Source organism: Streptomyces sp. JLBG701 (genome assembly GCF_058544905.1).
Map to the genome: position 1 here is coordinate 275,251 of NZ_CM178588.1, position 23,023 is coordinate 298,273.

21 protein-coding genes and 1 pseudogene are annotated in these 23,023 nt (G+C 68.9%); 9 read left to right on the forward strand and 13 right to left on the reverse strand.

Annotation, left to right across the window (positions count from 1 at the left end):
• Positions 1 to 7: 7 nt before the first annotated feature.
• Positions 8 to 931, reverse strand: a complete 924-nt coding sequence (locus AC5DRG_RS01430; RefSeq protein WP_491813392.1) for a helix-turn-helix domain-containing protein — start codon at positions 929 to 931, stop codon at positions 8 to 10.
• Between the two features lie 108 nt (positions 932 to 1,039).
• Between AC5DRG_RS01430 and AC5DRG_RS01435 the strand changes: the two genes are divergently transcribed.
• The gene (locus tag AC5DRG_RS01435; RefSeq protein WP_491807469.1) at positions 1,040 to 1,789 is read left to right on the forward strand and encodes a DsbA family protein; all 750 of its coding nucleotides are present in this window, start codon (positions 1,040 to 1,042) and stop codon (positions 1,787 to 1,789) included.
• 281 nt (positions 1,790 to 2,070) lie between these two features.
• Here AC5DRG_RS01435 and AC5DRG_RS01440 read toward each other — a convergent pair whose 3' ends face one another.
• The gene (locus AC5DRG_RS01440) at positions 2,071 to 2,679 is read right to left on the reverse strand and encodes a TetR/AcrR family transcriptional regulator (protein WP_491807470.1); all 609 of its coding nucleotides are present in this window, start codon (positions 2,677 to 2,679) and stop codon (positions 2,071 to 2,073) included.
• Positions 2,680 to 2,795: 116 nt separating this feature from the next.
• Between AC5DRG_RS01440 and AC5DRG_RS01445 the strand changes: the two genes are divergently transcribed.
• Positions 2,796 to 3,872 carry a lipocalin-like domain-containing protein gene (locus tag AC5DRG_RS01445; RefSeq protein ID WP_491807471.1) on the forward strand — a complete coding sequence of 359 codons (1,077 nt, stop codon included), beginning with the start codon at positions 2,796 to 2,798 and terminating at the stop codon, positions 3,870 to 3,872.
• Between the two features lie 818 nt (positions 3,873 to 4,690).
• On the opposite strand, the pseudogene AC5DRG_RS01450 reads toward AC5DRG_RS01445, so the two are convergent.
• Together AC5DRG_RS01450 and AC5DRG_RS01455 are read right to left on the reverse strand one after the other, a co-directional pair.
• Positions 4,691 to 5,555 (reverse strand): annotated as a pseudogene (locus tag AC5DRG_RS01450) (glycine betaine ABC transporter substrate-binding protein).
• Positions 5,552 to 5,848: a hypothetical protein gene (locus AC5DRG_RS01455; RefSeq protein ID WP_491807472.1), complete on the reverse strand. Its 297-nt coding sequence runs from the start codon at positions 5,846 to 5,848 to the stop codon at positions 5,552 to 5,554. The pseudogene AC5DRG_RS01450 and the gene AC5DRG_RS01455 overlap by 4 nt, the downstream one beginning before the upstream one ends.
• Positions 5,849 to 6,302: 454 nt before the next feature.
• Between AC5DRG_RS01455 and AC5DRG_RS01460 the strand changes: the two genes are divergently transcribed.
• Positions 6,303 to 7,172 carry a PaaX family transcriptional regulator gene (locus tag AC5DRG_RS01460; RefSeq protein ID WP_491807473.1) on the forward strand — a complete coding sequence of 290 codons (870 nt, stop codon included), beginning with the start codon at positions 6,303 to 6,305 and terminating at the stop codon, positions 7,170 to 7,172.
• Positions 7,173 to 7,210: 38 nt separating this feature from the next.
• Here the strand turns inward: AC5DRG_RS01460 and AC5DRG_RS01465 are convergent, their stop codons facing one another.
• Genes AC5DRG_RS01465 through AC5DRG_RS01485 form a run of 5 tightly spaced genes read right to left on the reverse strand, consistent with a single transcriptional unit; the run spans position 7,211 to position 14,517 of the window.
• On the reverse strand, positions 7,211 to 8,305 hold the full coding sequence (locus tag AC5DRG_RS01465) for a maleylacetate reductase (RefSeq protein ID WP_491807474.1): 1,095 nt from the start codon (positions 8,303 to 8,305) through the stop codon (positions 7,211 to 7,213).
• Positions 8,302 to 9,852, reverse strand: a complete 1,551-nt coding sequence (locus AC5DRG_RS01470; RefSeq protein WP_491807475.1) for a class I adenylate-forming enzyme family protein — start codon at positions 9,850 to 9,852, stop codon at positions 8,302 to 8,304. The genes AC5DRG_RS01465 and AC5DRG_RS01470 overlap by 4 nt, the downstream gene beginning before the upstream one ends.
• A gap of 50 nt (positions 9,853 to 9,902) precedes the next feature.
• Entirely contained in the window at positions 9,903 to 11,390 is a 1,488-nt protein-coding gene (locus AC5DRG_RS01475) for an aldehyde dehydrogenase (protein WP_491807476.1), read from the reverse strand.
• Between the two features lie 54 nt (positions 11,391 to 11,444).
• Positions 11,445 to 13,295: an acyl-CoA dehydrogenase gene (locus tag AC5DRG_RS01480; RefSeq protein ID WP_491807477.1), complete on the reverse strand. Its 1,851-nt coding sequence runs from the start codon at positions 13,293 to 13,295 to the stop codon at positions 11,445 to 11,447.
• Positions 13,296 to 13,311: 16 nt separating this feature from the next.
• Positions 13,312 to 14,517, reverse strand: coding sequence for an FAD-dependent monooxygenase (locus tag AC5DRG_RS01485; RefSeq protein ID WP_491807478.1), 1,206 nt, complete (start codon positions 14,515 to 14,517; stop codon positions 13,312 to 13,314).
• A 156-nt stretch (positions 14,518 to 14,673) separates the two neighbouring features.
• On the opposite strand from AC5DRG_RS01485, the gene AC5DRG_RS01490 reads away from it, so the two are divergent.
• Both AC5DRG_RS01490 and AC5DRG_RS01495 read left to right on the forward strand, forming a co-directional pair.
• Positions 14,674 to 15,576, forward strand: a complete 903-nt coding sequence (locus AC5DRG_RS01490) for an IclR family transcriptional regulator (RefSeq protein ID WP_491807479.1) — start codon at positions 14,674 to 14,676, stop codon at positions 15,574 to 15,576.
• A complete protein-coding gene (locus AC5DRG_RS01495) occupies positions 15,573 to 16,469 on the forward strand; it encodes a dioxygenase family protein (protein ID WP_491807480.1) in 897 nt (298 codons plus the stop codon). The genes AC5DRG_RS01490 and AC5DRG_RS01495 overlap by 4 nt, the downstream gene beginning before the upstream one ends.
• 54 nt (positions 16,470 to 16,523) lie before the next feature.
• On the opposite strand, the gene AC5DRG_RS01500 is transcribed toward AC5DRG_RS01495, so the two are convergent.
• Positions 16,524 to 16,985, reverse strand: a complete 462-nt coding sequence (locus AC5DRG_RS01500; protein ID WP_491807481.1) for a MarR family winged helix-turn-helix transcriptional regulator — start codon at positions 16,983 to 16,985, stop codon at positions 16,524 to 16,526.
• 73 nt (positions 16,986 to 17,058) lie between these two features.
• Here AC5DRG_RS01500 and AC5DRG_RS01505 point away from each other — a divergent pair, with 73 nt between their 5' ends.
• The 3 genes from AC5DRG_RS01505 to AC5DRG_RS01515 all read left to right on the forward strand — a co-directional run bounded on the left by AC5DRG_RS01505 (position 17,059) and on the right by AC5DRG_RS01515 (position 18,782).
• Positions 17,059 to 17,910 carry a p-hydroxycinnamoyl CoA hydratase/lyase gene (locus AC5DRG_RS01505; RefSeq protein WP_491807482.1) on the forward strand — a complete coding sequence of 284 codons (852 nt, stop codon included), beginning with the start codon at positions 17,059 to 17,061 and terminating at the stop codon, positions 17,908 to 17,910.
• Between the two features lie 394 nt (positions 17,911 to 18,304).
• Positions 18,305 to 18,457 carry a hypothetical protein gene (locus AC5DRG_RS01510; protein ID WP_491807483.1) on the forward strand — a complete coding sequence of 51 codons (153 nt, stop codon included), beginning with the start codon at positions 18,305 to 18,307 and terminating at the stop codon, positions 18,455 to 18,457.
• Positions 18,458 to 18,509: 52 nt separating this feature from the next.
• Positions 18,510 to 18,782, forward strand: a complete 273-nt coding sequence (locus tag AC5DRG_RS01515) for a hypothetical protein (RefSeq protein WP_491807484.1) — start codon at positions 18,510 to 18,512, stop codon at positions 18,780 to 18,782.
• Between the two features lie 237 nt (positions 18,783 to 19,019).
• Here the strand turns inward: AC5DRG_RS01515 and AC5DRG_RS01520 are convergent, their stop codons facing one another.
• The 3 genes from AC5DRG_RS01520 to AC5DRG_RS01530 form a co-directional block, all read right to left on the reverse strand.
• On the reverse strand, positions 19,020 to 19,391 hold the full coding sequence (locus tag AC5DRG_RS01520; protein ID WP_491807485.1) for a DUF6351 family protein: 372 nt from the start codon (positions 19,389 to 19,391) through the stop codon (positions 19,020 to 19,022).
• Positions 19,392 to 19,417: 26 nt separating this feature from the next.
• Positions 19,418 to 19,591, reverse strand: a complete 174-nt coding sequence (locus tag AC5DRG_RS01525) for a hypothetical protein (RefSeq protein WP_491807486.1) — start codon at positions 19,589 to 19,591, stop codon at positions 19,418 to 19,420.
• 510 nt (positions 19,592 to 20,101) lie between these two features.
• On the reverse strand, positions 20,102 to 21,892 hold the full coding sequence (locus tag AC5DRG_RS01530) for a CocE/NonD family hydrolase (protein ID WP_491807488.1): 1,791 nt from the start codon (positions 21,890 to 21,892) through the stop codon (positions 20,102 to 20,104).
• Between the two features lie 140 nt (positions 21,893 to 22,032).
• Between AC5DRG_RS01530 and AC5DRG_RS01535 the strand changes: the two genes are divergently transcribed.
• Positions 22,033 to 22,896 (forward strand): PaaX family transcriptional regulator, encoded by an 864-nt coding sequence (locus tag AC5DRG_RS01535; RefSeq protein WP_491807489.1) that lies wholly within the window; start codon positions 22,033 to 22,035, stop codon positions 22,894 to 22,896.
• Positions 22,897 to 23,023 lie beyond the last annotated feature (127 nt).

Genomic DNA, 23,023 nt, shown 5'->3' on the forward strand with positions numbered 1-23,023 from the left:
GCGACTGCTAGTCGTTGGCAGCTGACGACGTGTGCTCCTCGGCGCGCCCGCGGACCGCGGTGCGGAAGTCGATCGGGGACTGGTCGACCCGGTGCATGAAGTACTTGCTGAACTGGGACGGATTGGCGAAGCCGAGTTGATCCGAGATCTGGGCCGCAGTCTGGTCGCTGTGCGCCAGCAGACGCTTGGCCTCCAGGACGACCCGGCGGTCGACGAACTCCTTGGCGCTGAGCCCGGCAGTGGCCAGAGTGGCCCGGGCGAGCGTGCGCGCGGAATAGCCGAGCATGTCGGCGTAGTCCCCCACGCGCCGGGTGCGGGTGAAGTGTCGTTCGACCGCGTCTCGGAACCGCAGGTACGTCTCGTCCGGGTCCGGCGCGGGGCTGCCGACGGGGACCGTGAGGTGGGCCAGACGCAGCACGAGGACCGCCAGGAGGTGGCGCAGGGCCGCCATGTGCACCTCCAGAGGCAGGTGGCCGAGCGCGTGGAACTCGCGGCTCAGGTGCTCTGCGGCAAGGTTCAGGGCGTCAGCGTCGTCGGCGATGGGGGTGCTGACGACGGGTGCGTGCGGGTCGTCGAGGCGGGCGGCCGTCGCGGTGGCCGCATCGAGGACGTCCTGCTGGAAGAGGATCAGCGTGCCCTCGGCTTTCGTGACATCGCCCCACTGGTGCACCTGGCCGGGGCGAACCCACAGCCAGGAGCCCGGCCGGAGGGCGTAGCCGGTGAAATCCACGGTGTGCCAGAGGTCGCCTGCCGTGAGGGTTAGCAGGTGATGGAAGTCGGGGCGTTGGGGGCGGGTGAGGGTGTGTTCCGGTGCGCGCCTGCACAGGTCGGCCAGCGGCATGACCTCGACACCAGCGGGAGTACCCGCGGGTGCGGCGAACGGGATCTCGGGAATCTCCCGCGAGGAAATCTGTCGGTTTTTGGCCATCATCAGTCGGAACTGTATCCGGCTCACCCGATGCTCTCCTCGTACGTTGGTGGAGTCGTTGCGCAAGCAAGGTGCCTCAGCGGCAGAAATCGGAAAGGACGGCGAGTGCCGATGACCAGGGGAGGGCAGGTCCGGCTGGCGTACGTCTTCGACGCGCACTGCGGTTGGTGCCACGGCTTCGCGCCGACCCTGCGCGCTTTCGTCGACACACACGCGGATGTCGTCGACCTGCGCGTCCTGCCGGGCGGGCTGTACACGGGAGCGCGTGCACTGCCCGTCTCGGCGTACCCGAGCCTGCTGAACGAGAGCATCCGCGTCGCGGAACTGACCGGCGCTGTCTTCGGCGCGGGATATCGGCGAACGCTCGCCGAGGGTGTCACGGTGGTGGATTCGACCGATGCCGCCACTGGGTTGGTGGCCCTGCTCACCCAGCCCGTGGCCGACCCGCTGCGCGCGGTCGAAGCCATGCAGGAAGCCTGGTTCGTCGACGGCCGGAGCCTGTCGAACGCGGAGACCTACCGAGAGGTCGCCACCGAACTCGATCTGGACCCTCAAGCCGTGGTCGACGCGTACGCGGCGCCAGCCACCCGCGTGAGGGTCCAGGCCGAACTGCGCGCCGCGCGCCGTCTGAACGTGGCGAGTTATCCCACGCTGCTCTTGCACACCGCGCATCGGGCCTACCACCGGCTGGGTGGCCCCCTGGCCTCCGTCGACGAGCTGAACACGGCCTTCGCCGACTACGTGGGTTGCACGGCCTCCGCCCCGTCGGCGGCGACCGCACCCTCGGAAGGAATGAGCGAGGACGACCACGACTGCTACCGAACGGCCTTGACCAACGCCCTTGCGGTACCTGCGAAGTGATTCCGGAGCGGGTGTGGCCAGATGCGCGTTTTCGAGGACTTCCTTCTTGCAGATACGTGGTGGCAGTGTCCTCGTCCCGGTGGCCCGCGAGCGGCGCTATGTGCCGAAGGACCGCTACCGGGCCCGCCACCTGGAGAAGGCGCGGGGCGGGGTCGGCCTGACGATGATCGGCGGCTCGGCGGCGGTGTCCCCCGACAGCCCGCCCGCGTTCGGCAACCTGCTCCTGTACCGCGACGACATCGTGCCGTGGCTGCGCCGGCTCGGCCGTCGGACTCAACGCCTCATCCAGCCCCGTGATCGCCCCTCTCTCCGCGGCCCGGCAGTAGCGACTCGACGGCTGGTCGCAGACACGCGACCAGATCATCGACGCTGGCCTGGTCGACGGCGGAGAACTTCAGCACGTAGCGCGTGATGGCGGCGCCCAGCGTCAACGCTCCGATCAACTGACCGCGCAACTCGGCCAGTTCGTCGTCGGACACGTCGGCAGCAGAGGCGCGCTGGACCATCTCCTCCAGGTTGAACAGCTTCAGCGCCTCCTCGGCGCTCTCGTCGTGAGTGAGCATCGACCGAAGCGTGGAAGCGGTGGCTTCCGGTCGCTCGTCCATGTGCTCGAACACCACGCGGATCAGCCGCTCGCTGAGCCCCTCGGCCGGCCCCGCCGACACCGCCGCCATGTCCAGGTCCAGCTCCGCCGCAGCCCGGAACAGCTGCTGCTTGTTGCCGAAGTGCTGCATCACCAACGACGGATCGCACCCCGCCCGCTCGGCCACGGCTCGAATCGTCGCCTTCTGGTAGCCACGCTCGGCGAACTCCTGGCGCGCGGCGTCCAGGATCGCCGCGCGTGTGCGGGCACGGCGCTGCGCCCTGGTGGCAGCCGAAGTGTCCGGCATCACATCCCCTTTCGCTAAACACATGTTGAGCGAGACGCTTGCGCCTGCCTACATTGACTCTACAGCCATTGAGCGAATCGGTGCTCGACAGCTGTCACTCACGTAGGAGAGCTCCCATGAAGACGACCACGCGCACCAGGCTGGGCATCGCCACCGCCGCCACCGCCGCCACGGCACTTCTCGGCGCGGCTGTCATACCGGCCGCCCAAGCAGCGGACCAGGACCGCTCCGCCGCGTCGATCAGCGTCGACACGGGGATTCCGTCGGCGGTCGACCCCGCCACCGATCTGGCAGGCCACACCCCCGGCCCCGAGGCCGGGTGGAACGACTCGATCTACTTCACCAGTGAGGTGAAGGCCGGCGGCCACGAGTTCGGACTGCTGGTGCACACGATGAACTTCCCCAACCTCGACAAGCGGACACTGGCCGTCTCCGTCACGGACGAGACCACCGGCTGGTACAAGAACTACGAGACCACCTACGACAAGGACGACTACACCTGGAGCACGAAGGGCCTCGACATCAAGACGCCCGACCTGACCTGGACGGGCAACGCACAGAGGATGTCGGTCAGGACCACGACCCCGTGGGGCTCCCTCGACGTCCAGCTCAAGGCCAAGGGCCCGGTCATGAAGTACGCCGGCACCGGCGCATTCCCCTTGCTCGGTGACCCGAACTACGAGTTCGCCCTCCCGTCCATGCAGACCACCGGCACCATGACCGTCCAGGGCAGGACCCACAAGGTCGCAGGGGAAAGCTGGCTGGACAGGCAGTGGGGCCCGATTACCTCGACCGATCCCGCCTTCCGGTGGACCTGGATGAACCTCAGCCTCCCGAACGGCGACAAGCTCGCCATCTGGGACACCGTCAACAGCAAGGAGGAGAACTCCTGGGCCACGGTCCTGCACCCGGACGGCTCCTACGAGCTGGCTGCGGTCAGGCCCCTCGCCGACGGCGCGAGCAGGTTCTGGACCAGCCCCACCAGTGGCAACTCCTACCCCACCCGCTGGCACGTCGAAATCCCCTCGCTCAAGACCCACCTCAACGTCCGCATCACCGGCACCGACGCCCAGGAACTCACCGGCGGCTTGGGCGCCCGCATCGAGAGCACGGCCTCCTTCACCGGCACCTACCAGGGCAAGCACGTCACCGGCAAGAACTACGTCGAGATGCCGGGCAACTGGAAGCGCTGAACCACCCGGCCGCACGGTGAGCGCCGCCTCCCCGCACCACGGGCACGGCTGCCCGGGGAGCCACCGGACCGGCATCCGTCGCTGGTCAACACTCCCGGGCCGCCGCGGCCGGGCGGAGCACACCGCCCGGCCGCCCCGGTGTTGTCATCGTTGGATGGAAGCCGGAGGCACGGCAAGGCCAATAGCGATTTTCCATCCTGAAGTCGCAGGTGACGGACCTGGCGCGAGTGGGAGGTTGCCCAGGCCCCGCCTCATCGGCGGTCGCGTGGACGCAAACCATGATGGTTGTGAGCCGCCGGTCAGTGTCCCCGAAGGTCCACGTGTTACGGATGGCTGTGTGCCGAACCTCCAGTGCGAGGGGCCACGCCGCCGGCGTTGACCGCCCTCCCCCGGTCGGCAGGGTCCGCGCCGCCTGCTCGTCGAGTTCGTTCTGGGTGGCCCGGGGCAGCGCGGTCGAGCACGGTACGTCCCAAACGGACCCGCCCTCGTACCGAGCCCTGGTCATGGTCTGCGCTTCGATCCGGCCGCGGTGTACTTCCTTGATCTACTTGCCTGTCGGAGACGAAGTAGACGGTGCCGTAGCCCGCGGCTCGGTGTGTACGTGAGAGCCGCCCCAGCTGGTCTCAGAGGTGACCGCCTTCGAATACCATCCGATCCGAGGAACCTCTGCGTCCGTCCGGTACTCGAGTCTTTCCAGGCAGCCATGGCCGGTGACGAGGACGGCGGCCCTTGTCCTTGGCAACAAACGCGAGTTCTTCCCACTGTTCTCCCTTCAGGAAGACCGGTCCGAACCACCCGTCACGGTCTGCCTGTGCGGCTCACCTCAGCCAGGAGCCGACCAGCGTCTTGTTCTCGTCGATCCACTCCTTGGCGGCTTCCTGCTCATGGCCCGTCCCCTTCTTCTGGAGCAGCAGTTCGAGGCTGCCCACTTGGGCCGAGGTGAGCTTGAAGTTCTTGAGTCGGCCGGCCAGTTCGGGGTGGTCGGCGGCGAAGCCCTTGGGAGCGATGGCCTGGACCTTGTCGAGGTCGCCGTATGCGCCCTCAGGGCCCTTGAGGACCTTCAGCGGCAACTTGGCGTAGGCCCAGTGCGGTCGCCACAGGGTGACACGATCGGCTTCTTCTTCTCGATCTCGGTCTGCAGCGCGGAGAGCAGGGCGGAGCTGCTGCTTTCGGTGAGCTGGTAGTCGTCCTTGAGATCGTAGGCGGGCATGACACTCTCACGCGTGAGCCGCATCAGGCCGGAGTCCGCCTCGATGCCGACGATCTGGCCGCCGAACTCGGAGCCATGCGTCTTGAGGTCGGCGATCGAGTTGACGTCCTTGACGTACGTGGGGACGGTCAGATTGAGGTCGGCTCGTGGGTGCTGGGCAGCCAGGCGTCGAGATAGAGATCGACTTGCTTATTCGCGACGCCGGTGAAGGTGCTGGCGAGGTCCAGTGACTGCACGTCGACCTTGTAACCGCGGTCTTCGAGGATCTCCTTCCACAGGTATGTGGCGTAGGTGCCCTCGTCCCAGCCCTCGACGACGGCGATCTTCACCGTTTTCGAGTCGCCGCTCCCCTGGCCGGAGCCGGAGTCCACGCTTGCGGTCTCTCCGCTGCACGCGGTGGTGACCAGAGTGAGTGCGGCGGCGACACAGCCGAGGAGGAGCGAGCCGCGGGAGCGGCGTGAGGTGCGGTTCATAAGCGGTTTTCCTGTTCTGAGGCAGTCTTCACGCCGAAGCGGCGACGGCGGGTTCGGGGACGGGAGCGGAGGTGGCGTCGACGGCCAGGGCGGGGCGGGTGCGGTTCTTGCGGCTCCGGCGTCGCCTCGGCGCGGCCAGGGCGCCGGTGACGCGGTCGAGGAAGATGGCGAGGAAGACGACGGGAGTGCGCCGGGATCAGCTGCCCTCTCGGCACCTCGCCGGTGAACATGCCGAACTGGCCCTCGGTTTCGTCGCCGCTGGCGAGCACCGTGAACAGATCGGTGAACAGCATGGCGTGCTCCCCTTCGCGCGGCCCGCACCCTTTTGAAGCGGACGCGGGCCAGGCGGCACACTCGATGACAGCCCGGTGCGGTCAGAGGCATTGAGCCGTTGGGCAACGCGTGCTGGATGACGTGGCCGCCCAGCACGCGCACTACCCGTTCTGATCGCCCGATGCTGGTTCTGCTCGCCAGACGGTGCCCCACTTTTCGACAGCACGGCGCCAGGATCCTCGTACGATGCGTTGTCAGGGGCAGATGAGCAGCGGCAGCGTGGTCGGCTGGAGCGCTTCGGCTTCACTCCAGTGCACCGCGTCCTGCCGTCTGGACTCCGGGCGCGGGCAAGAGCATGACTGGGGGAAGCGGATACGTCCTGGGGCCACGCATCGAGAGGAATATTACGCAATTATCCGTGTTAACACGAAGTCATGCGTCACGCTCTGCCCGGTGATCGCGTACGATCGCCGCATGCCTGCGCGGGAAGACGAAGAGAAGAGCCGGCCTGCCATGCCGCAAGACCTGGTGCTGGGCTTCTTCGGCCTGTACATGTTCGGCAGGGGGGAAGGAGAGCGGGAGGAGGCCCGGCCGGTTGCGACGCAGGTGCTCCTGTCCGTGCTGAGCAAGGTGGGGATCTCCGAGACAGCCACGCGCAGCACGCTGAACCGCATGGCTCACCGAGGCCTGCTCACCCGTCACAAGCAGGGCCGTACCAGCACCTTCCAACCGACCGAGGAAGCGAAGCCCCTGCTGCGCCGGGGCCGGGACCGGATGTTCTCACCCACGCCGTTCGAGCACGCCGAGGGTACGTGGACCGTGTTGAGCTGTCCCGTCCCGGAAAGCCTGCGCAACCTGCGCTATCACCTCCAGGGCCGGCTGTCCTGGGCCGGGTTCGGCCTAGTCCACCCCAACCTGTGGGTCGCACCCGGGCGGGTGGACGTCGAGGAACTGCTGAGCGATCTGCCCACACCGGGCGCATTCGATCTCGTACAGGCCTTCCACGGCACACCGGCCGGTCCCAGCCGGCCCGATCAACTGGTCCGCAAAGCATGGGACCTCGACGCCCTGCGCGCCGCCCATCTCGGGTTCCTCACACGCTGGCAGGACACCGAACCCGCCCCCACCGACGCCCTGACGCAGATCCTGCTGCTCCTCGACGACTGGGGCCGCCTCCTGCGCGCCGACCCCGGGTTGCCCGCCACCTACCTGGACGAGAACTGGCCTGCCCCCCGCTCCGCCCAGACCTTCCAGCGACTCCAGACACTCCTCGGTCCCGAAGCAGACCGACAACTCACAGCACTTCTGCACCCCGACCCCGGCCCGCCGACCGGTGAGCGATAGCAACTCCGAACCGGCCCGCCGCCGGGAAGCGCGCCGGCTCACCAGGCTCGGGGGACGGCGCCGGACCAGATGTCGGTGACGAGAGTACGCAGCGGCTCGAACTCCAGAGGCCGGGGGTTGGCGTAGGGGCTGTCGCGGAGTTGCTCGGTGACGCCGTCGATTCCGTTTTCCGGCATGCCGAGCTCACACAATGACGTGGGGAGGCCGAGCCTTTCCGTGAAGTGCAACAGAGTCGAGGCGGCGTCGGGAGCGCGGGTGTCGAGCGCGTCGGCGATGCGGCTGACGGCGGCCGGGGCCGCGGGGGCGTTGAAGGCGACGACGTGTGGCAGGACGACGGCATGGGTGAGGGCGTGCGGGAGGTCGAACATGCCGCCCAGGACGTGGCACAGCTTGTGGTGCAGAGCCATGCCCACGGTGGCGAGACAAGTTCCGGCCAGCCAGGCACCGTAGAGCGCGTCAGTACGGGCGCCGAGCTCGTCCGGCGCCGCGAGGATCTTCGGCAGTGCCCGTGACAGGGCTTGCAGCGATTGCCGGGCCAGGGCCGAGGTGAGTGGATTGCGGTCCGGGCTCCACAGTGCCTCGGCGGCGTGGGCCATCGCGTTCACGCCGCTGGCCGCCGACACCCGTGCCGGTAGTCCGAGGGTGAGTTCGACGTCGTAGATCACGGTTTCCGGCAGCACGTCAAGGGTGCGCTGGGTGGTCTTGCGTCCTTCGTGGGTCTCTCCGATGACCGGGGTGACCTCGGAGCCTGCGTAGGTGGTGGGCAGCACGATCTGCGGCAGCCCGGTGCGCAGGGCGATGGCTTTGCCCAGTCCGACAGCGGAGCCGCCGCCCACGGCCACCGTGCAGTCGGCCACCTGGTTGCGGACCGCCTCCACCGCCTTCTCGGTGACCTCCACCGGCGTGTGCATCGCGGCGCCGTCGAACAGACCGCGGTCGTACGGCCCGAGTCGGCTTCGTACGCTGTCGATCACGTCGTCCATGCCCGGTGTGGCGATCAACAGTGCTCGGCGGCAGCCCAACTTCTCGATCTCCTCGGGCAGTTGGGCTCGGGTGCCGGGGCCGAACACGACGCGGTACGGCAGTCCGTTGTAGACGAACTGTTCGTGGTCGGCTGGGGGGTTGTCGTTCATGGGGTTCCCGTCGGCGAGGCGGTCGTTTGGTCATGCAGCATCTGCCGGACGTCGAGGCGGCGGATCTTGCCCACGGAGGTGCGCGGCAACGCGTCGGCGGTCTGCAACCGCCGGGGGATCTTGTAGCGGGCGAGGCGGGAGGAGAGGAATTCCTGGAGCTCGGGGAGAGTGGGCGGGTTGGGGCCGGCGGGGACGATGACGACGGCCACGCATTCGCCCCATAGCGGGTCGTCGACGCCGGTCACCACGGCTTCGGCGACCCCGGGGTGGGCGGCTACCGCGTGTTCGACCTCAACGGGGTCGACGTTTTCCCCTCCGGTGATGATCACGTCCTTCTGGCGGCCGGTGATGACGACGGCCCCGTCGGCCTCGATCAGACCTCGGTCTCCGGAGTGCAGGCCGTCACTTCGGAAAACCTCGTCGGTGGCACGTGGCCGGTTCCAGTAGCCCCTGGCCAAGTGGGGTCCTCGGACGACGAGTTCACCGATTTCCCCCGTGTCGAGCGCGTCACCGTCCGGGCTGACGACGGTGAGGTCGGTCAGAAGGCCGGGCGGGCCGGAGGAAGTGGCCTTGGTGGCGGCCTGTGCCGGGGTGCGGAATGACACCGAGGGCCCGGCCTCGCTAAGTCCGTAGCTGGCGAGCAGGGGGACGCCCAGGCGCGACCAGGTGGTGACAGTGTCGGGTGAGAGTGCGGCCCCGCCGACGAGCATCCAGCGCAGGCTGGACAGGTCGGCTGTGCCGAAGGTCTCGTGGCGGCTCAGCAGACCGAGCATCGTGGGTACGGCGAACATGGTCGTCACGCGGTGTTCCCGCACGGCTTGAAGGCAGGCCACCGGGTCGAAGCCGCGGTGGAGGACGACCGTGCCGCCTCTGTGCAGTGTCGCGATGGCGAGGGTGTTGAGGCCGGCGACGTGGAACATGGGGGTATTGACCAGCGTCACGTCGTTGCTGCACACGTCGAGGCCGAGCAGCGTGTTGATCTGGTTCCAGAACAGGGCGCCGTGGGTGAGGACGACGCCTTTGGGCGTGCCGGTCGTGCCCGAGGTGTAAACGATCTGGGCCGGATCGTCGGGACCGACCGGGTGGGGGTCGGGTGCTGTGTCGGGCGTGGGGTGCGGGGTGTCGATGGAGTGCAGCCGTGCGGGCAGGACACCCTCGCTCTGGGCGGACAGGTCCACCGCCTGTTTGAGCACGCCGCGCGTCGTGTCCTCGGCAAGGGCGACGGCCGGCGTGGCGTCCCGCAGCAGGCCGGCGATCTCAACAGCCGGGGCTGCCGGGTTGACGGGGACGAAGATCGCGCCGCACCGTGCGGTGGCGAAGAGCGCGATCAGGATCTCGGGCCGGTTGCCGGACATGCACAGCACGCGGTCGCCGGGGCGCACGCCCCAGTCCAGTAGTGCGGCGTGGAAGCCGTTGATCCGCCCGCGAAGTTCCCGGTACGTCATTGTCGTGCCCTCGAACCGGATCGCGGGCTGGTCGGGCTGGCGGGCCGCGCGCCGTTCGACGAGTTCTCCGTACCGGATTCCGGGGACTCTGGTGGGATCCACCGGCATGGGTGTTCCTCCTGGGTGGTCGCCTTGGTAAGCCGTCGTACGGGTCAGATCGGGTAGTGGCGGGCGCCTGCCTGGACGGTGATCCAGCGCAGTTCGGTGAACTCCTCGAGCGCGGCGCGGGACCCGAACCGTCCCCATCCGCTGGCTCCCACTCCCCCGAAGGGCATCTGGGGTTCGTCGTGGACGGTGGCTCCGTTGACGTGGCAGATTCCGGACCGGATCTGCTGCGCGATCTGCAGGGCGGTGGTCGCGTCCCGGCTGAATACGGCGGCGGACAGTCCGTACTCGGTGTCGTTGGCGACCGTGATGGCCTCCTCAGTGCCGTCGACCTCGACGATGGAAGCGACGGGTCCGAAGGATTCCTCCGAGTAGATGCGCATGGCCCGGGTGACTCCGCGCAGCACGGTCGGGGGGAAGTACAGACCCTCGCAGGGTCCGCCGGCCAGTCGCTGCGCCCCGGCGGCGACGGCGTCCTCGACGAGCGCGCCGACGCGTTCGGCCGCGGCCGCGTTGACGAGCGGCCCGATCTGAGTCCCTGGATCCTGCGGGGCGCCGACCACCAGGGCGGCGGCCCGCTCGGCCAGCCGGGTGGAGAACTCGTCCGCGATGCTCCGGTCGACGACGATCCGCTCTGTCGACATGCAGATCTGGCCCTGGTTCATGAACGAGCCGAAACAGGCCGCGTCTACCGCGGCGTCGAGGTCGGCGTCGGCGAGTACGAGCATGGGGGCCTTGCCGCCGAGTTCGAGTACGGCGCGGGTCACGTGGCGGGCGGCGTGCTCGGCGATGATCCGGCCGACGCGGGTCGAGCCGGTGAAGTTGACGCGGGTGACAGCCGGTTGCGCGATGAGGGTCTCGACGATCTCGGCGGCGTCCTCCGGCGCGTTGCTGATCAGGTTGATCGCACCTGCCGGGATGCCCGCGTCGTGCAGGGCCGCGACGATGGCCGCCTGTGTGCGGGGGGCTTGTTCCGAGGCCTTGAGGACGACGGTGTTGCCGTAAGCGAGGGGCATGGCGAGTGCGCGGACGCCGAGGATCAGCGGGGCGTTCCAGGGGGCGATGCCCACAACGACTCCGGCGGGCTGGCGTACGCCGAGCGCGGTCAGGCCGGGGACGTCGGAGGGGATGACCTCGCCGACCGCGGCATAGGCCTGGGCCGCGGCTTCGACCAGCATGCCGTGGGCGACGTGGACATTGAATCCGGCCCAGGGGGCGGTGGCCCCCATCTCGCGGGTCATCACGGCGCAGATCTCTTCGCTGCGTTCGAGGAGCAGTCCTGCGGCGGTGTGCAGGACCTCGCGGCGGCGTGCGGGTGCCCAACTGCCCCAGGTCTGCGCGGCGTCCTGGGCGGCCTCGACCGCCCGGATCGCGTCGCCGACCGAGGCTGCCGCGACCTCGGCCTCGTACTGCTGGCCGAGCGGTGAGGGCACGACCGTGGTCCGCCCGGTCTCTGCGTCCGTCCATTTCCCGGCGACGAGCAGGCGGGCGTCGTACGCGTTGGTCGTCTGTGCCGGGGAAGCGGTCGAGGTCATGTCGGCTCCTTACGGGGGCGTCTGTGGGCTGGGCTTGTGTTGGCCGCGTCGTGGTCAGAAAGCGGCGTTGGGCAGGTTGAGCAGGGTGTCGTCGGTGTGTCCGGCCGTGACGAGGTCGGCGGAGATGCGGGGCAGCACCGTCCGGGCGAAGAACCGGCCTGTGGCGACCTTGCCGGCGTAGAACAAGGCGTCGGCCTCGGTCAGGCCGTCGACGGCGAGTGCCTTCGCGGCGGTCTCGGCGCTGCGCAGGAGCAGCCAGCCGCAGAGCAGGTCGCCCGCGGCGAGCAGGAGCCGGGTGGTGTCCTGTGCCGCGCGCGCCCGCCCGTGCGGTTCCTCGTCCTCCCAACGCCGCTCAAGAAGGCCGATGAGGACGCGGAACGCCTGCAGGGCCTGGCCGAGTTGGTCGCGTTCGACGGCGAACTCGTCGCGCTCGGCGCCCTCGCCCGTACGCGGCGAAGCGGTCGCGGCGACCTCGGCGAGGAGGGCGTCCAGCGTCGCGCCCTCGTCGCGGAGGATCTTGCGGCTGAACAGATCCAGCCCCTGGATCCCGGTGGTGCCCTCGTAGAGGGTGTCGACCTTGGTGTCGCGGACGTACTGCTCCAGCGGATAGTCCCGCAGGTAGCCGGAGCCGCCCAGCACCTGCAGCGACTCCTGGCCAAGGAGCCGCCAGCCCGTTTCCGAGCAGTAGCCCTTGATGATGGGCAGGAGCAGCTGGTGCGTCGCGTCGGCGAGCTTGTCCGGTGCCCCGGCCCACTGGGAGATCACGAGGCGGTCCTGCACGGAACCGGCGTAGAGGATCAGCGCCCGCATGCCTTCGGCGTGGGCCTTCTGCGTCATCAAAGAGCGGCGGACGTCGGGATGTTCGATGATCGCGACGGGGTCCCGGGGCGCGTCGCCGGACAGCGATCGGCCCTGGATGCGCTCGGCCGCGTAGTCGCGGGCGTTGAGGTATCCGCTCGACAGGGTGGCCATGGATTTGACGCCGACCAGCATGCGGATCGCCTTGATGATCTCGAACATCTGCCGGATGCCGTCGTGCCGGTCGCCGAGCAGCCATCCGACGGCCGGCGCGTTACCACCGAAGGTGAGCTCACACGTCGGGTTGGGGGTGAGTCCCATCTTGTGTTCAAGGCCGGTCACCACGACTCCGTTGCGGTTGCCGAGGGCACCGCTGTCGAGGTCGACGTGGAACTTGGGGACCACGAACAGGGACAGCCCCTTGGAACCGGGCCCACCCGCTCCTGCGACTCCGATCGGCCGCGCCAGGACGACGTGCACGATGTTGTCGGTGATGTCGTGGTCTCCGTAGGTGATGAAGCGTTTGACGCCCTCCAGGTGCCAGCTGCCGTCGGGCTGCGGATGAGCAAACGTGCGCGCCGCGCCGACATCGGAGCCGGCGTCGGGCTCGGTCAGCACCATGGTGACCATCCAGTGCCCGTCCACGATGAGTTCGGCCAGGCGCTGCTGGTCGGGGGTGCCGAATTCGTGGAGGAGCCGCACGATCTGGGGAACGACGTATGCCCCCATCGGGATCGACGGATTGGCCCCCAGCATGACTTCCAGGATGGCCAGGCGCAGTGACGGTGGGACGTGCTGCCCGGTGATGTCGGCCGGCAGCTCGGGGTCCAGCCATCCGGACTTGAGGTAGGCGGCGAAGGCCTCCCGAAAGGGGGCCGGCATGGTGACGCTGTGGGATACGGGGTCGAAGTGCAAGGGTTCCCGGCTGCTGTCGGGAAAGGAGGGAGCCAGGACTTCGGTGGCGAAGCGTTCGGCCTCGGTCAGCATGGTCCTGGCGAGGTCCGGATCGAGGTCGTCGAAGGGCTCGGCGTCGAAGAGCGTGTCGCGGCCGAGGAGCTCGCGCAGGACGAACACGGTGTCGCGAACGTTGCTGCGGTAGTGGTTCACGCGGACTTCTCCACTCTCAGGCCAGGGACGCTGGTACGGCTTGTTCGGCGTCGTAGGAGTACAGCCAGTCGTTGTGCCCCAGGGGGTCCTCAGTGGCGAAAGCCCGGTCGCGTTCGCGCTGTTCGGGACCGTCGGGTAGGTGGTTGTCGGCGAGCCTGCCCCGGCTGGCATCCTGCACCCGCGTCGCCCGGGGCAGGCGTATGCGCTCGTAGGCCGCCAGCGCCGAGGGCAGATCCATGGTCCTGTGGGCCAGGCAGGCGGCCAGCACGGCGGCGTCCTCGATGGCCTGGCCGGCGCCCTGGGCGAAGAAGGGCAGCATGGGGTGGGCAGCGTCCCCGAGCAGGACCAGACGGCCGCGGACCCAGGTCGTCAGGGGAGCACGGTCGAGGACCGACCACCGTCCGACCCGCTCGGCGGCCGCGATCAACGACTTCAGCCGGGGATCCCATCCGGCGAACTCCGCGGCGAAATCCTCGACCCGCCCTTCGGCGGACCACGACTCCACGTCACCCGCCTGCACGGGACTGAACGCCACGATGTTCACCAGCCGCCCACCCGATACCGGGTAGTGGACGAAATGGCGGCCGTGCCCCAGCCACAAGGTCTGCACGGGCCGACGGGCCAGCTCCGGAACGGCGTCCACGTCGACCATTGCACGCCAGGCGCACACCCCCGATTGCTGCGGCTCTGCCGGGGCCGTGACATGTCCCCGAAGAATCGAATGAATCCCGTCGGCTGCGACGACGACGTCGGCGCGGACGGCCGAGCCGTCGGCGAACTCCGCGGTGGCGCCGTCGTCGTCCTGCGTGAACCCGACACAGCGCCGGCCGAGATGGATCAGGTCCGCGGGCAGCGCCGACCGCAGGATCTCGAGCAGGTCGGCACGGTGCAGTGTCCAGGTGTGCTCGCCGTAGAGCTGCCGGCACGTCTCGCCGAGTTCCTGGGAGAACAGCTCCCTGCCGTCGGCCCAGCGTCGGAACTCCCAGCCGCGGCGCAGCGCGACACCGACGTCGTCGAGTGTGGTCGGTGGGTCGAGCCGACGCAGCAGCCGTGCCGCGTTGGGGGCCACGACCAAGCCGGCTCCGACCTCCCGCAGCTCACACGCCTGCTCGAAAACCTCGACGGACAAACCGGCGCGGCGCATGAAGGCCGCCGCGGCGAGCCCGCCGATACCGCCGCCGATCACGGCGACCTGCACCCGCCGATCCACATCCCGTGTCATGCCACCGGCCTCCTGTGCTCCGTTGGCGCCCCATTGGCGTGGATCGAAGTGTCCGCATGTTCGGCCGCGGGAAGCACCATGCATCCCACTGGACGGCATACTCTGCATCAAGCAGCTTGTTATCAAGCTCCTTGATTTCCCAACGAGGGGTAGGAGATGGCCGGCAATCACGCCACGCCCGGGCGCACGGTGGCCAGCAAGGTGGTCCAGGTCCTCGCGGCGTTCGCCGGGGACAGCAGCGAGCTCTCCCTGGCCGAACTCCGCCGCCGAACCGGCCTTCCGGCATCCACGGCTCATCGCCTCGCCCAGGACCTGCTGCGCGAGGGCATTCTTGAGCGCTCACCACGCGGCGACTACCGGATCGGGCTGCGGCTCTGGGAGATCGCCGCGCGATCTGTGCGCGGCCCCGGGCTGCGCGAAGTGGCGATGCCGTTCCTGCAGAACCTGTACGAAGCCACCCAGCAGCACGTCCAACTCGCGGTCCTCGACGGCGACCAGGCACTGATCGTCGAGAAGATCTCCGGCCCGCGAGCCGCGCCCACCGTGGGGCGCGCCGGAGGGCGCCTGCCGCTGCACGCCAGTGGCGTGGGCAAAGCGATACTCGCCCACGCCGACCAGGAACTGCAGGAACGGGTTCTCGCAGGTCCGCTCGACCGGTACACCCCGCACACCGTGACCTCGCCGAGAGAGCTGCGCGCGGTGCTCGCCCAGATCAGACGGGATCGCACCGCGTACTGCCACCAGGAGCTCACGGTCGGTGCGGTCTCCTGCGCCGCACCGATCTCGACTCCGGAATCGTCGACCGTGGCGTCGGTCTCCGTAGTGGTCACCGCCGACCAGGATGTGGCACTGCTCGCGGCCGCGGTCCGCACGGCCGCATTCGGCATAGGCCGCGCGCTGCGCGGGGACCGGGACGGCAGGGATGACCCGAGGTGGAGCGCCCCCGGGCGTCCGGCGCGGCACGCGAACCACGTTCGCTTGCCGTCCAGCGGGACGGCACTGGCGGCGGGCCCTGCGGCGGCGGGAACGATGGTCGCCAAACGAAAGGACTCTCCATGACCAGCAACGCGATGGTTGCGGGCCCTTCGTCGGCGCCCCACACCGAGGCCGTCGTAGACAGCTTCGCCCGGACGCCCGACGCGCGTCTGCGCCACTGTCTCGACGTACTGACCCGTCACCTGCACGCCGCGATCCACGAACTCAAGCCGACGGTCGCCGAGTGGGAGACGGCGATCGACTTCCTCACCACCACCGGGCAGAAGTGCTCCGACGTGCGCCAGGAGTTCGTCCTGCTCTCCGACGTGCTCGGAGTCTCCGCACTGGTCGAGACCCTCAACGACAGTGAACTGCCGGATGCCACCGAAGCCACCGTCCTCGGCCCCTTCCACATGGTCGAGTCACCGCCACGCCGGCACGGGAACCTGATCTCCCAGGCCGATCCGAAGGACCAGTGCCTGGTCACCGGCCGGGTCCTCGACACCGACGGCAAACCCCTGCCGGGCGCCGCCGTCGACGTCTGGCAGGCCGACATGAACGGCTTCTACGACGTACAGCAGCCCGACGCCCAGCCCTCCGGCAACGGCCGCGGGCTGTTCACCACTGGATCCGGCGGCGACTTCCATTTCCGGACAGTCGTCCCGAGCCCGTACCCGATCCCCACCGACGGTCCCGTCGGGGCACTGCTGAAGGCCACCGACAGGCACCCGTATCGCCCCGCCCACATCCACTTCATCGCCGAAGCTCCCGGGTACGAGCCGGTCACGACGCACGTGTTCATCGAGGGCAGCCCCTACCTGGACTCCGACGCCGTCTTCGCGGTCAAGCAGAGCCTGATCAAGGAGGTGAAGCAGGGCGACGATCCGGGCATCGCCCAGCGCTACGGCCTGCCGGTCCCTTACCGCCACCTGCACATCGACCTCGTGCTCGCGCGAGTCGACGACCAGAACGCCTGAGCGCCGGCAGGCAGGACGCAGGCGCAGCGCCCCCACACAGGGGCGACTGAGCCGCTACTCGGAGCCGGCCGACTCGGACAGGCCCCGAAGCGCAGCAGCGCAAGCCAGCAGCCCCTCGCGCAGCCGGTCCACCGATTCCGGGTCCAGCACATTCAGCATCCGGGCCTCGATACGGTCGACCTCCGACTCACAGGCCGCGAGGCGGCGCTCCCCTTCCCGAGTGAGTGAAGCGCGCAGGATCCGCCCGTTCGTCGGGTCGGGCGCCCGCGTGATCAATGCTTCGGCTTCGAGCTGGGCGACGATCTGGTTCATGGCCTGCGGCGTGACGAAAGCGCGCCGCGCCAGCTGCGCCGACGAGAGGCCGCCCCGCCGGGCGAGGACGCTCAGGGCCGCGTACTGCGGCGTGGTCAGCCCGAATCCCCGCACGGTCTCATCCAGCACCGAACGAACCCCTCGCTCGACCTGCTTGACGAGGTAGGTGACCCGAGCAGGCGAACGCTCCGTTTCCGACTCCACAACCATTGACTTTACATCAAGTAGCTTGCTAATCCTTATATCAAGCTACTTGATAAACAGGAGGCGACAGAACATGTCCGAACCCACCTACGACTACGAGAACGTCCTCGTGGAGATCTCCGACGGAATCGCCTGGGTGGCACTCAACCGGCCGGACAAGCGCAACGCCATGAGCCCGTCCCTCAACGAGGACATGCGCAACGCGCTGATCGAACTGGAAGGCGACGACAAGGCCCAGGTCGTCGTCCTCACGGGAGTGGGCGAAGCGTTCTCGGCCGGGATGGACCTGCAGGAGTACTTCCGGGACGTCGACAAGGCACATCCGTCGGTGCAGATCCACGTCCGCCGGGTCAACGCCGAATGGCAGTGGAAGCACCTCATGGACTACTCGAAGCCGACGATCGCCATGGTCAACGGCTGGTGCTTCGGCGGCGCGCTCGTCCCGCTCGTGAGCTGCGACCTCGCGATCGCGGCGGACGACGCGGTCTTCGGCCTCTCCGAGATCAACTGGGGCATCCCGCCCGGCAGTGTCGTCAGCCGCGCGCTGGCGGAGACCGTGCCCAGCCGCGACGCCCTGTACTACATCATGACCGGCCGGACCTTCGACGGCACGACCGCAGAGAAGATGCGGCTGGTCAACACCGCCGTACCACGCGCCCAGTTGCGGGACGCGGTGGTCGAACTGGCCAATGACCTCAAGGATAAGAACCCGGTCGTCCTGCGCGCCGCGAAGATCGGTTTCCGCAAGTCCCGGCTGATGTCCTGGGAGCTGGCCGACGACTACCTCTACGCCAAGCTCGAGCAGTCGCAGTTCCTCGACCGCGAGCGCGGCCGCCAGGCCGGGCTGGAGCAGTTCCTCGACGAGAAGTCCTACCGGCCCGGTCTTGGCGCCTACGACCGGGAATCCAACCCGGTCGAATCCTGAACCGCAGACATCCCCGCACACAGCACGGACACCCCGGACAAAGAGGTCCTCATGATCCGAAGCGTGGTCACCGCGGCGATCGAGCAGGGCCGACCGGTCGTCGTCCAGGACGGCGAGCCGCCGCGCACGTCGCACAGCCGGCACATACCGGGTTTCGCCGTGTCGCTGGTCTGGGCGACAACGGCGGACACGGAGTCGACATGTACATCGACGCCCTCGGCCCCGGGGCGCCGCACAGCACCCTCCTCGGTGGACTACGGTCCCTGGCCCGCGGCGGGCGTGCGGTCAAGATCGGTGCGATCGCCGGTGAGGTACCCGTCTACGTCCACTCCATGATGGACCAGCAGCAGCCGCTCATCGGATCGCTGTGGTTCACCCCCAGCGAGGGCAGGCCATGTCCGAGTTGGCCGCCGTCCGCGCGCTGGACCTGTCGGTGCCCGAACACCGCCGGCACCCCCTCGACGCGGCCAACGAGGCGATCTCCCAGGTCGACAGCAGCGGAGCGGGCGGCTTCGCCAACTTCGTCGTGTGCCCGGCGAGTCAGTAGGCGAAGTGCTGTGCCATCCGATCGCAGTCGCATCAGAAAGGAGCAGTCGACCATGACCACGTCCAGTACACCCGTGCCCGTCACCAAACCGCCGTCCGCTGTGCGCGCCGCGCTGATCCCCGGCCTCCTCGGCGGGCTCATCGGGGCGGTGTTGAGCGGACTCGCCAACTACGCGTTCGTCGGCGTGCCGGACAGCCCGGCGGCCAACGCCGTCAATCACGCCCTGAGCGGCCTCATCAGCGGTTTCACCGCCGGATTCTTCGGCCTCCTGGCCCATCAGCGCAAAGCGTCCGCCGCGGCCCGGGCCGACGCGACCGACCAGTAGGCGTCGGCCACGGCCGCAGTACACGGGCGTGGCCGATCCCGCAGACCGGATGTGGCGCGGTCGGCCGGCCCGCCGGCGTCAATCCCCTGTCGGCGGAGCCCGTCCGAGTGGTACCGCGGTACCACTCGGACACCGAAGTGTCCCCCGTGGTCCCAGAGTTTCGACCGGCCACCCTCGTAGCTTCGAACGCAGGGTCGCGGTGCGTCCGCGGCCGGTTCGAGGCGAGGAAGGCCCACTTCACGACCGAAGCGCGCGAGCTGACGAAGCGGTACGGGGACAAGACGTGGTCGACCACCTGAGCTTCACCGTCAAGCCGGGTGAGGTGACCGGTTTGCACGCCGGGAGTGTCCGCGCCCGGGCGTCCCGGCCATCGAGCGAACCCAACTCTTGTTCCCACCTGGGCAGGCGGTCGGCATACGCCCGGTAGTCGATGATGGGCATGGTCACGAGGCCCGCGCCGCCGTCGAGCATCCGCCCGGTGCGGTACACATTGCGCACCGCGGTCAAGTCGGCGACAGTGCGCCGCGGTGTGAGCTTGGCGTCGTCGACACCGCCCACGTGCTCGTTCAGGTCGAGGAACTGCTCGATGGCGACCGCGGCGGCGACCAAGTCACGGCCCAGCAGGTTCTGTGCCGTCAGGCCGCCGTAGGGGCGTGGCCGACCACGAGCGGCTGGGCCGGCAGGCCGATGTGGTCGGCGATGTCGGTAATGCCGAATCCGGCCGTGGCCGCCGGGTGTACCCGGGTCGTCTCCGGAGTGCCGGCCACACCCGCTGCCGCAGCCGACCGCGACAGGAGCCGAACCAGCACACGGACTACCATCGCGGACCCGGCCGCCGCGAAGGCATGTCCTCGATCGCGATGACCTCGCCCTGAACCGGACGTCGGCGCCGTACTCCAGGGCCGCTTCAAGGATGAGGGTCGGGTCAATGCGGGGCGCAATATCCAGCGAGGAAGTTTCCGCTGGACGGTATGAGCGGCCGATGGGAACCTCCAGAACCGCGGGTGCCACCAACCCCCACCAGGACGACAGATCAATGCTGTCGGCTGCCGACGGGACCTCGACGTCCAGCGTCAGAATCGCGTCCTGACCGAGCACGCCACGACACGGACCCACCTGAACAGCAGTGGGTCCGTGTCGTGGGGCGGTGCGAGGCAAGTCGCCCGGTGATCTGCCAACACACCTCGCTGCGTCGTCACCGTCGTTCGGCAGGTTCCGTCTCCTGCAGGCGGCCGTCGCTGCAGCAACGGGCTTGGACGCGGCATCGGGGCGAGTCGGCGATGCGCGTACCGCGGTGCGGTGACGTGCCGTCAGCGGCGTCAGTCCGCCTGCGGGACGACGGGCAGGAGCAGGTGGGAGTCGTAGCCGCCGCCCGTACGGATGAGGTGGCCTCCCTTGTTGCGGGTGCGGATGTCGAGGTTGCCGCCGGGCAGGGGCGGAGCGGCGAGGTCGCCGACGGCGTGGCCGGCGATCTCGACGACCAGGGTCTCGCCTGCGCGGACGAGCATGGAGGTGGGCCACAGCTCGAGCTCGACGGGGACGCACTCGCCGGGTGCGAGCAACTGCTCCTCAGCGTGGGTCAGGAAGGGCACGGAGGGGGTGGAGCGCTCGGGGTCCAGGGCGCGGTGGGAAACCCGCAGGCGGCCGTTGGGGCCGGAGTAGGAGAGTCCCGCGGGCGGGTTGCCGTTCGGACCCATGGTCATGAGGGCGGTTCGCAGCTCCTCGCCCGGCACCTCCCAGTGGTACAGCCGCTTGCCCTCGCCGTCGACCTTGTACACGGCGGCGAAGAGGTCCATGTCCTCCGCGGCCTCCGCCTCCACCCACAGGTGCAGGTTGAGGTGGCCGGTGATCTCGGTGTCCTCGTCGATGGGCAGCGTGAAGGTGACGGAGGAGGTGAGGTCGTCACCCTGGTAGCGGGCGACGGATTCCTGTTCCGGCAGCTTCTCGGACAGGGTGTTGCCGGCCGCGTCGAGGTAGAGGGTGCGCCACTGCTGCCGCGCCAGGGGCCACTCGTTCTCCGGCCGGCCGACCACGTCGGTGCGGTCCGGGCCCGGGTCGAGCACCGAGAGGCGGACCCTGGGGGTGTCCTCCCAGCCGTTGTCGATGTCCTTGAGGTAGCGGTCGTAGAAGCGGCGCAGGTCGTCGATGTTGTCGGGGTCGGCGATGTCGACCCACTCCTGCTGGTTACTGACGCGCAGCCACTTGTCCGTCGAGGCGATCGACTGGAACGCCGCCATGGTGCCGCGCGTGTGCAGGCAGTTGGTCCAGCTGGCGACGACGTAGACGGGCACGTCGATCCGCTCGACCCGGGCGCGCTTGTCCTCCCAGAAGCGGTTGATCAGCGGGTACTCGTCGAGCATGGCCTTGACGTCCTCGAAGCGGTTCTGGCCGTAGAGGAACGCGAGGATGTCGCGGTTGTGGAAGTCCATGTCGGGGATGCCGCCGCGCACGCTGTTGTCGCGGTACATGTCGAACATGCCCTCCCAGGGGGCGATGGCCGCCAGGTGCGGGGGGCGTGCCGCGGCGCCGAACCACTGCATGATGGACAGCTGGGAGTTGCCGGCCATGGAGACCTTGCCGGTGCACCAGTCCTGCTCGGCGAGCCACTCGACGGTGTCGTACACGTCCCGCCCGCCGGCCTTGCCCCAGATCACCATGTCGCCGCCGGAGTGGCCGGTGCCGCGGACGTCGACGACGGCGATCGCGTAGCCGTGGTTGCACCAGTAGGCGGGGTCGAGCGCCTCGAACGCCTGCAGGCCCGACAGGTTGCCGGCCGGCACGCCGAAGTTGGTCGGGTACATGTGGTGATTCCACCAGCCCCCGGCCTTGCTGTACGGGGTCCAGATCAGGATCACCGGGACCTGTTCGTCGCCGGTGGGCCGGTAGATGTCGCCGTAGATCACCGTGCCGTCGCGCAGTGTGATGGCCTCGTCACGGTCAAGCCGGATGTCGCAGGGCAGCGGCATGGCGCCCTCGGCGTGCACCGACCCCTCGGGCAGCACCGTGGTGCCGGGCTGGAACGGGGTCAGAGGCGGATCCGCGGCCTCCAGCGGAGTCGCCGGCCGATAGCGCACCTCGACACCAAGGTTGTCCTGCTCGTGTACGTCCATCGTCACGTCCCTCTCGATCAGGTGACCGGCACATCCGGCGGATGCGCTCTGCGCCACGCACCCACCGAAACATGAGGCATATATTCGCGTCAACTCTAAATTCTGCATACCTTCAAGAGGTGCTCGCGTAGCATCGCCGCATGCGAGAGGTGGACAAGGAGAGCAGGTCGGCTATGCCCCAGGACCTGCTGCTGGGCTTCTTCGGTCTGATCCTTTACGTGTTCGGCGACGGCCGACGAGAGGAGGCGCAGCCGGTTCCCACGCATGTGTTCCTGTCGGTACTGAGCCGGCTGGGGATATCCGAAACGGCCACGCGCGCGACCCTGAACCGCATGGTTCGCCGCGGGCTTCTCACCAGTCAGAAGCAGGGACGTGCCAGCCTGTTCCACCCGACCGAGGCGGCGCAGGCGGTGCTGCGCCGGGGCCGGGACCGGGCGTTGTCGCCGACCCCGTTCGAGCACGCCGGGGACATGTGGACCGTCCTGAGCTGCCCCGTCCCGGAGACCCTGCGCAACGTGCGCTACAACCTCCAAGTCCGGCTGTCCTGGGCGGGCTTCGGCGTCGTCCACCCCAATGTCTGGATCGCCCCCGGACAGGTGGACGTAGAGGAACTGCTCGGCGACCTCCTCACACCGGAAGCCCTTAGTCCCGTACAGGCGTTCTACGGCGCCCCGGCCCCGCCCGCCAGTCCCGCGCGGCTGGTGCGCGAAGCCTGGGACCTGGAATCAGTGCGCGCCGGCCACCTCGAGTTCCTGGCGTGCTGGGAAGCCGCGGAGCCACCCCTCGCCGACGCTTTGGCACAGTTTCTTCTGGTCCTCGACGACTGGAGCCGCCTCGTGCGCGCCGATCCGGGGCTCCCCGCAATCTACCTGGAGGAGGACTGGCCGGCCCACCGCTCGACGCGGACGTTCCAGCGCCTCCGAAACCTCCTCGTCCCCCTTGCCGAACAACAGTTCCGTGATCTCCTGAACGCGAAGTCCCACGCGGTGACGGGCAGTCGGTAACCACCGCCACCGCCCCACGGCCGCCCCCGCTCTCCACCCGTGCCGCTCCCCGCAGGCAGGGCGTGGCGGACGGACCGAGTACGTGCCGCAGCGGGTCTGACGGCGCCGACATCCCGTCCGCCTGGGA

Coding starts and splice junctions, on each gene's coding strand:
- AC5DRG_RS01535 (WP_491807489.1), top strand. CDS start 22,033: ATGCGAGAGGTGGACAAGGAGAGCAGGTCGGCTATGCCCCAGGACCTG.
- AC5DRG_RS01490 (WP_491807479.1), top strand. CDS start 14,674: ATGGCCGGCAATCACGCCACGCCCGGGCGCACGGTGGCCAGCAAGGTG.
- AC5DRG_RS01495 (WP_491807480.1), top strand. CDS start 15,573: ATGACCAGCAACGCGATGGTTGCGGGCCCTTCGTCGGCGCCCCACACC.
- AC5DRG_RS01465 (WP_491807474.1), bottom strand. CDS start 8,305: ATGAACGACAACCCCCCAGCCGACCACGAACAGTTCGTCTACAACGGA.
- AC5DRG_RS01505 (WP_491807482.1), top strand. CDS start 17,059: ATGTCCGAACCCACCTACGACTACGAGAACGTCCTCGTGGAGATCTCC.
- AC5DRG_RS01485 (WP_491807478.1), bottom strand. CDS start 14,517: ATGACACGGGATGTGGATCGGCGGGTGCAGGTCGCCGTGATCGGCGGC.
- AC5DRG_RS01515 (WP_491807484.1), top strand. CDS start 18,510: ATGACCACGTCCAGTACACCCGTGCCCGTCACCAAACCGCCGTCCGCT.
- AC5DRG_RS01430 (WP_491813392.1), bottom strand. CDS start 931: ATGATGGCCAAAAACCGACAGATTTCCTCGCGGGAGATTCCCGAGATC.
- AC5DRG_RS01460 (WP_491807473.1), top strand. CDS start 6,303: ATGCCTGCGCGGGAAGACGAAGAGAAGAGCCGGCCTGCCATGCCGCAA.
- AC5DRG_RS01435 (WP_491807469.1), top strand. CDS start 1,040: ATGACCAGGGGAGGGCAGGTCCGGCTGGCGTACGTCTTCGACGCGCAC.
- AC5DRG_RS01510 (WP_491807483.1), top strand. CDS start 18,305: ATGTCCGAGTTGGCCGCCGTCCGCGCGCTGGACCTGTCGGTGCCCGAA.
- AC5DRG_RS01530 (WP_491807488.1), bottom strand. CDS start 21,892: ATGGACGTACACGAGCAGGACAACCTTGGTGTCGAGGTGCGCTATCGG.
- AC5DRG_RS01445 (WP_491807471.1), top strand. CDS start 2,796: ATGAAGACGACCACGCGCACCAGGCTGGGCATCGCCACCGCCGCCACC.
- AC5DRG_RS01475 (WP_491807476.1), bottom strand. CDS start 11,390: ATGACCTCGACCGCTTCCCCGGCACAGACGACCAACGCGTACGACGCC.
- AC5DRG_RS01440 (WP_491807470.1), bottom strand. CDS start 2,679: ATGCCGGACACTTCGGCTGCCACCAGGGCGCAGCGCCGTGCCCGCACA.
- AC5DRG_RS01455 (WP_491807472.1), bottom strand. CDS start 5,848: ATGCTGTTCACCGATCTGTTCACGGTGCTCGCCAGCGGCGACGAAACC.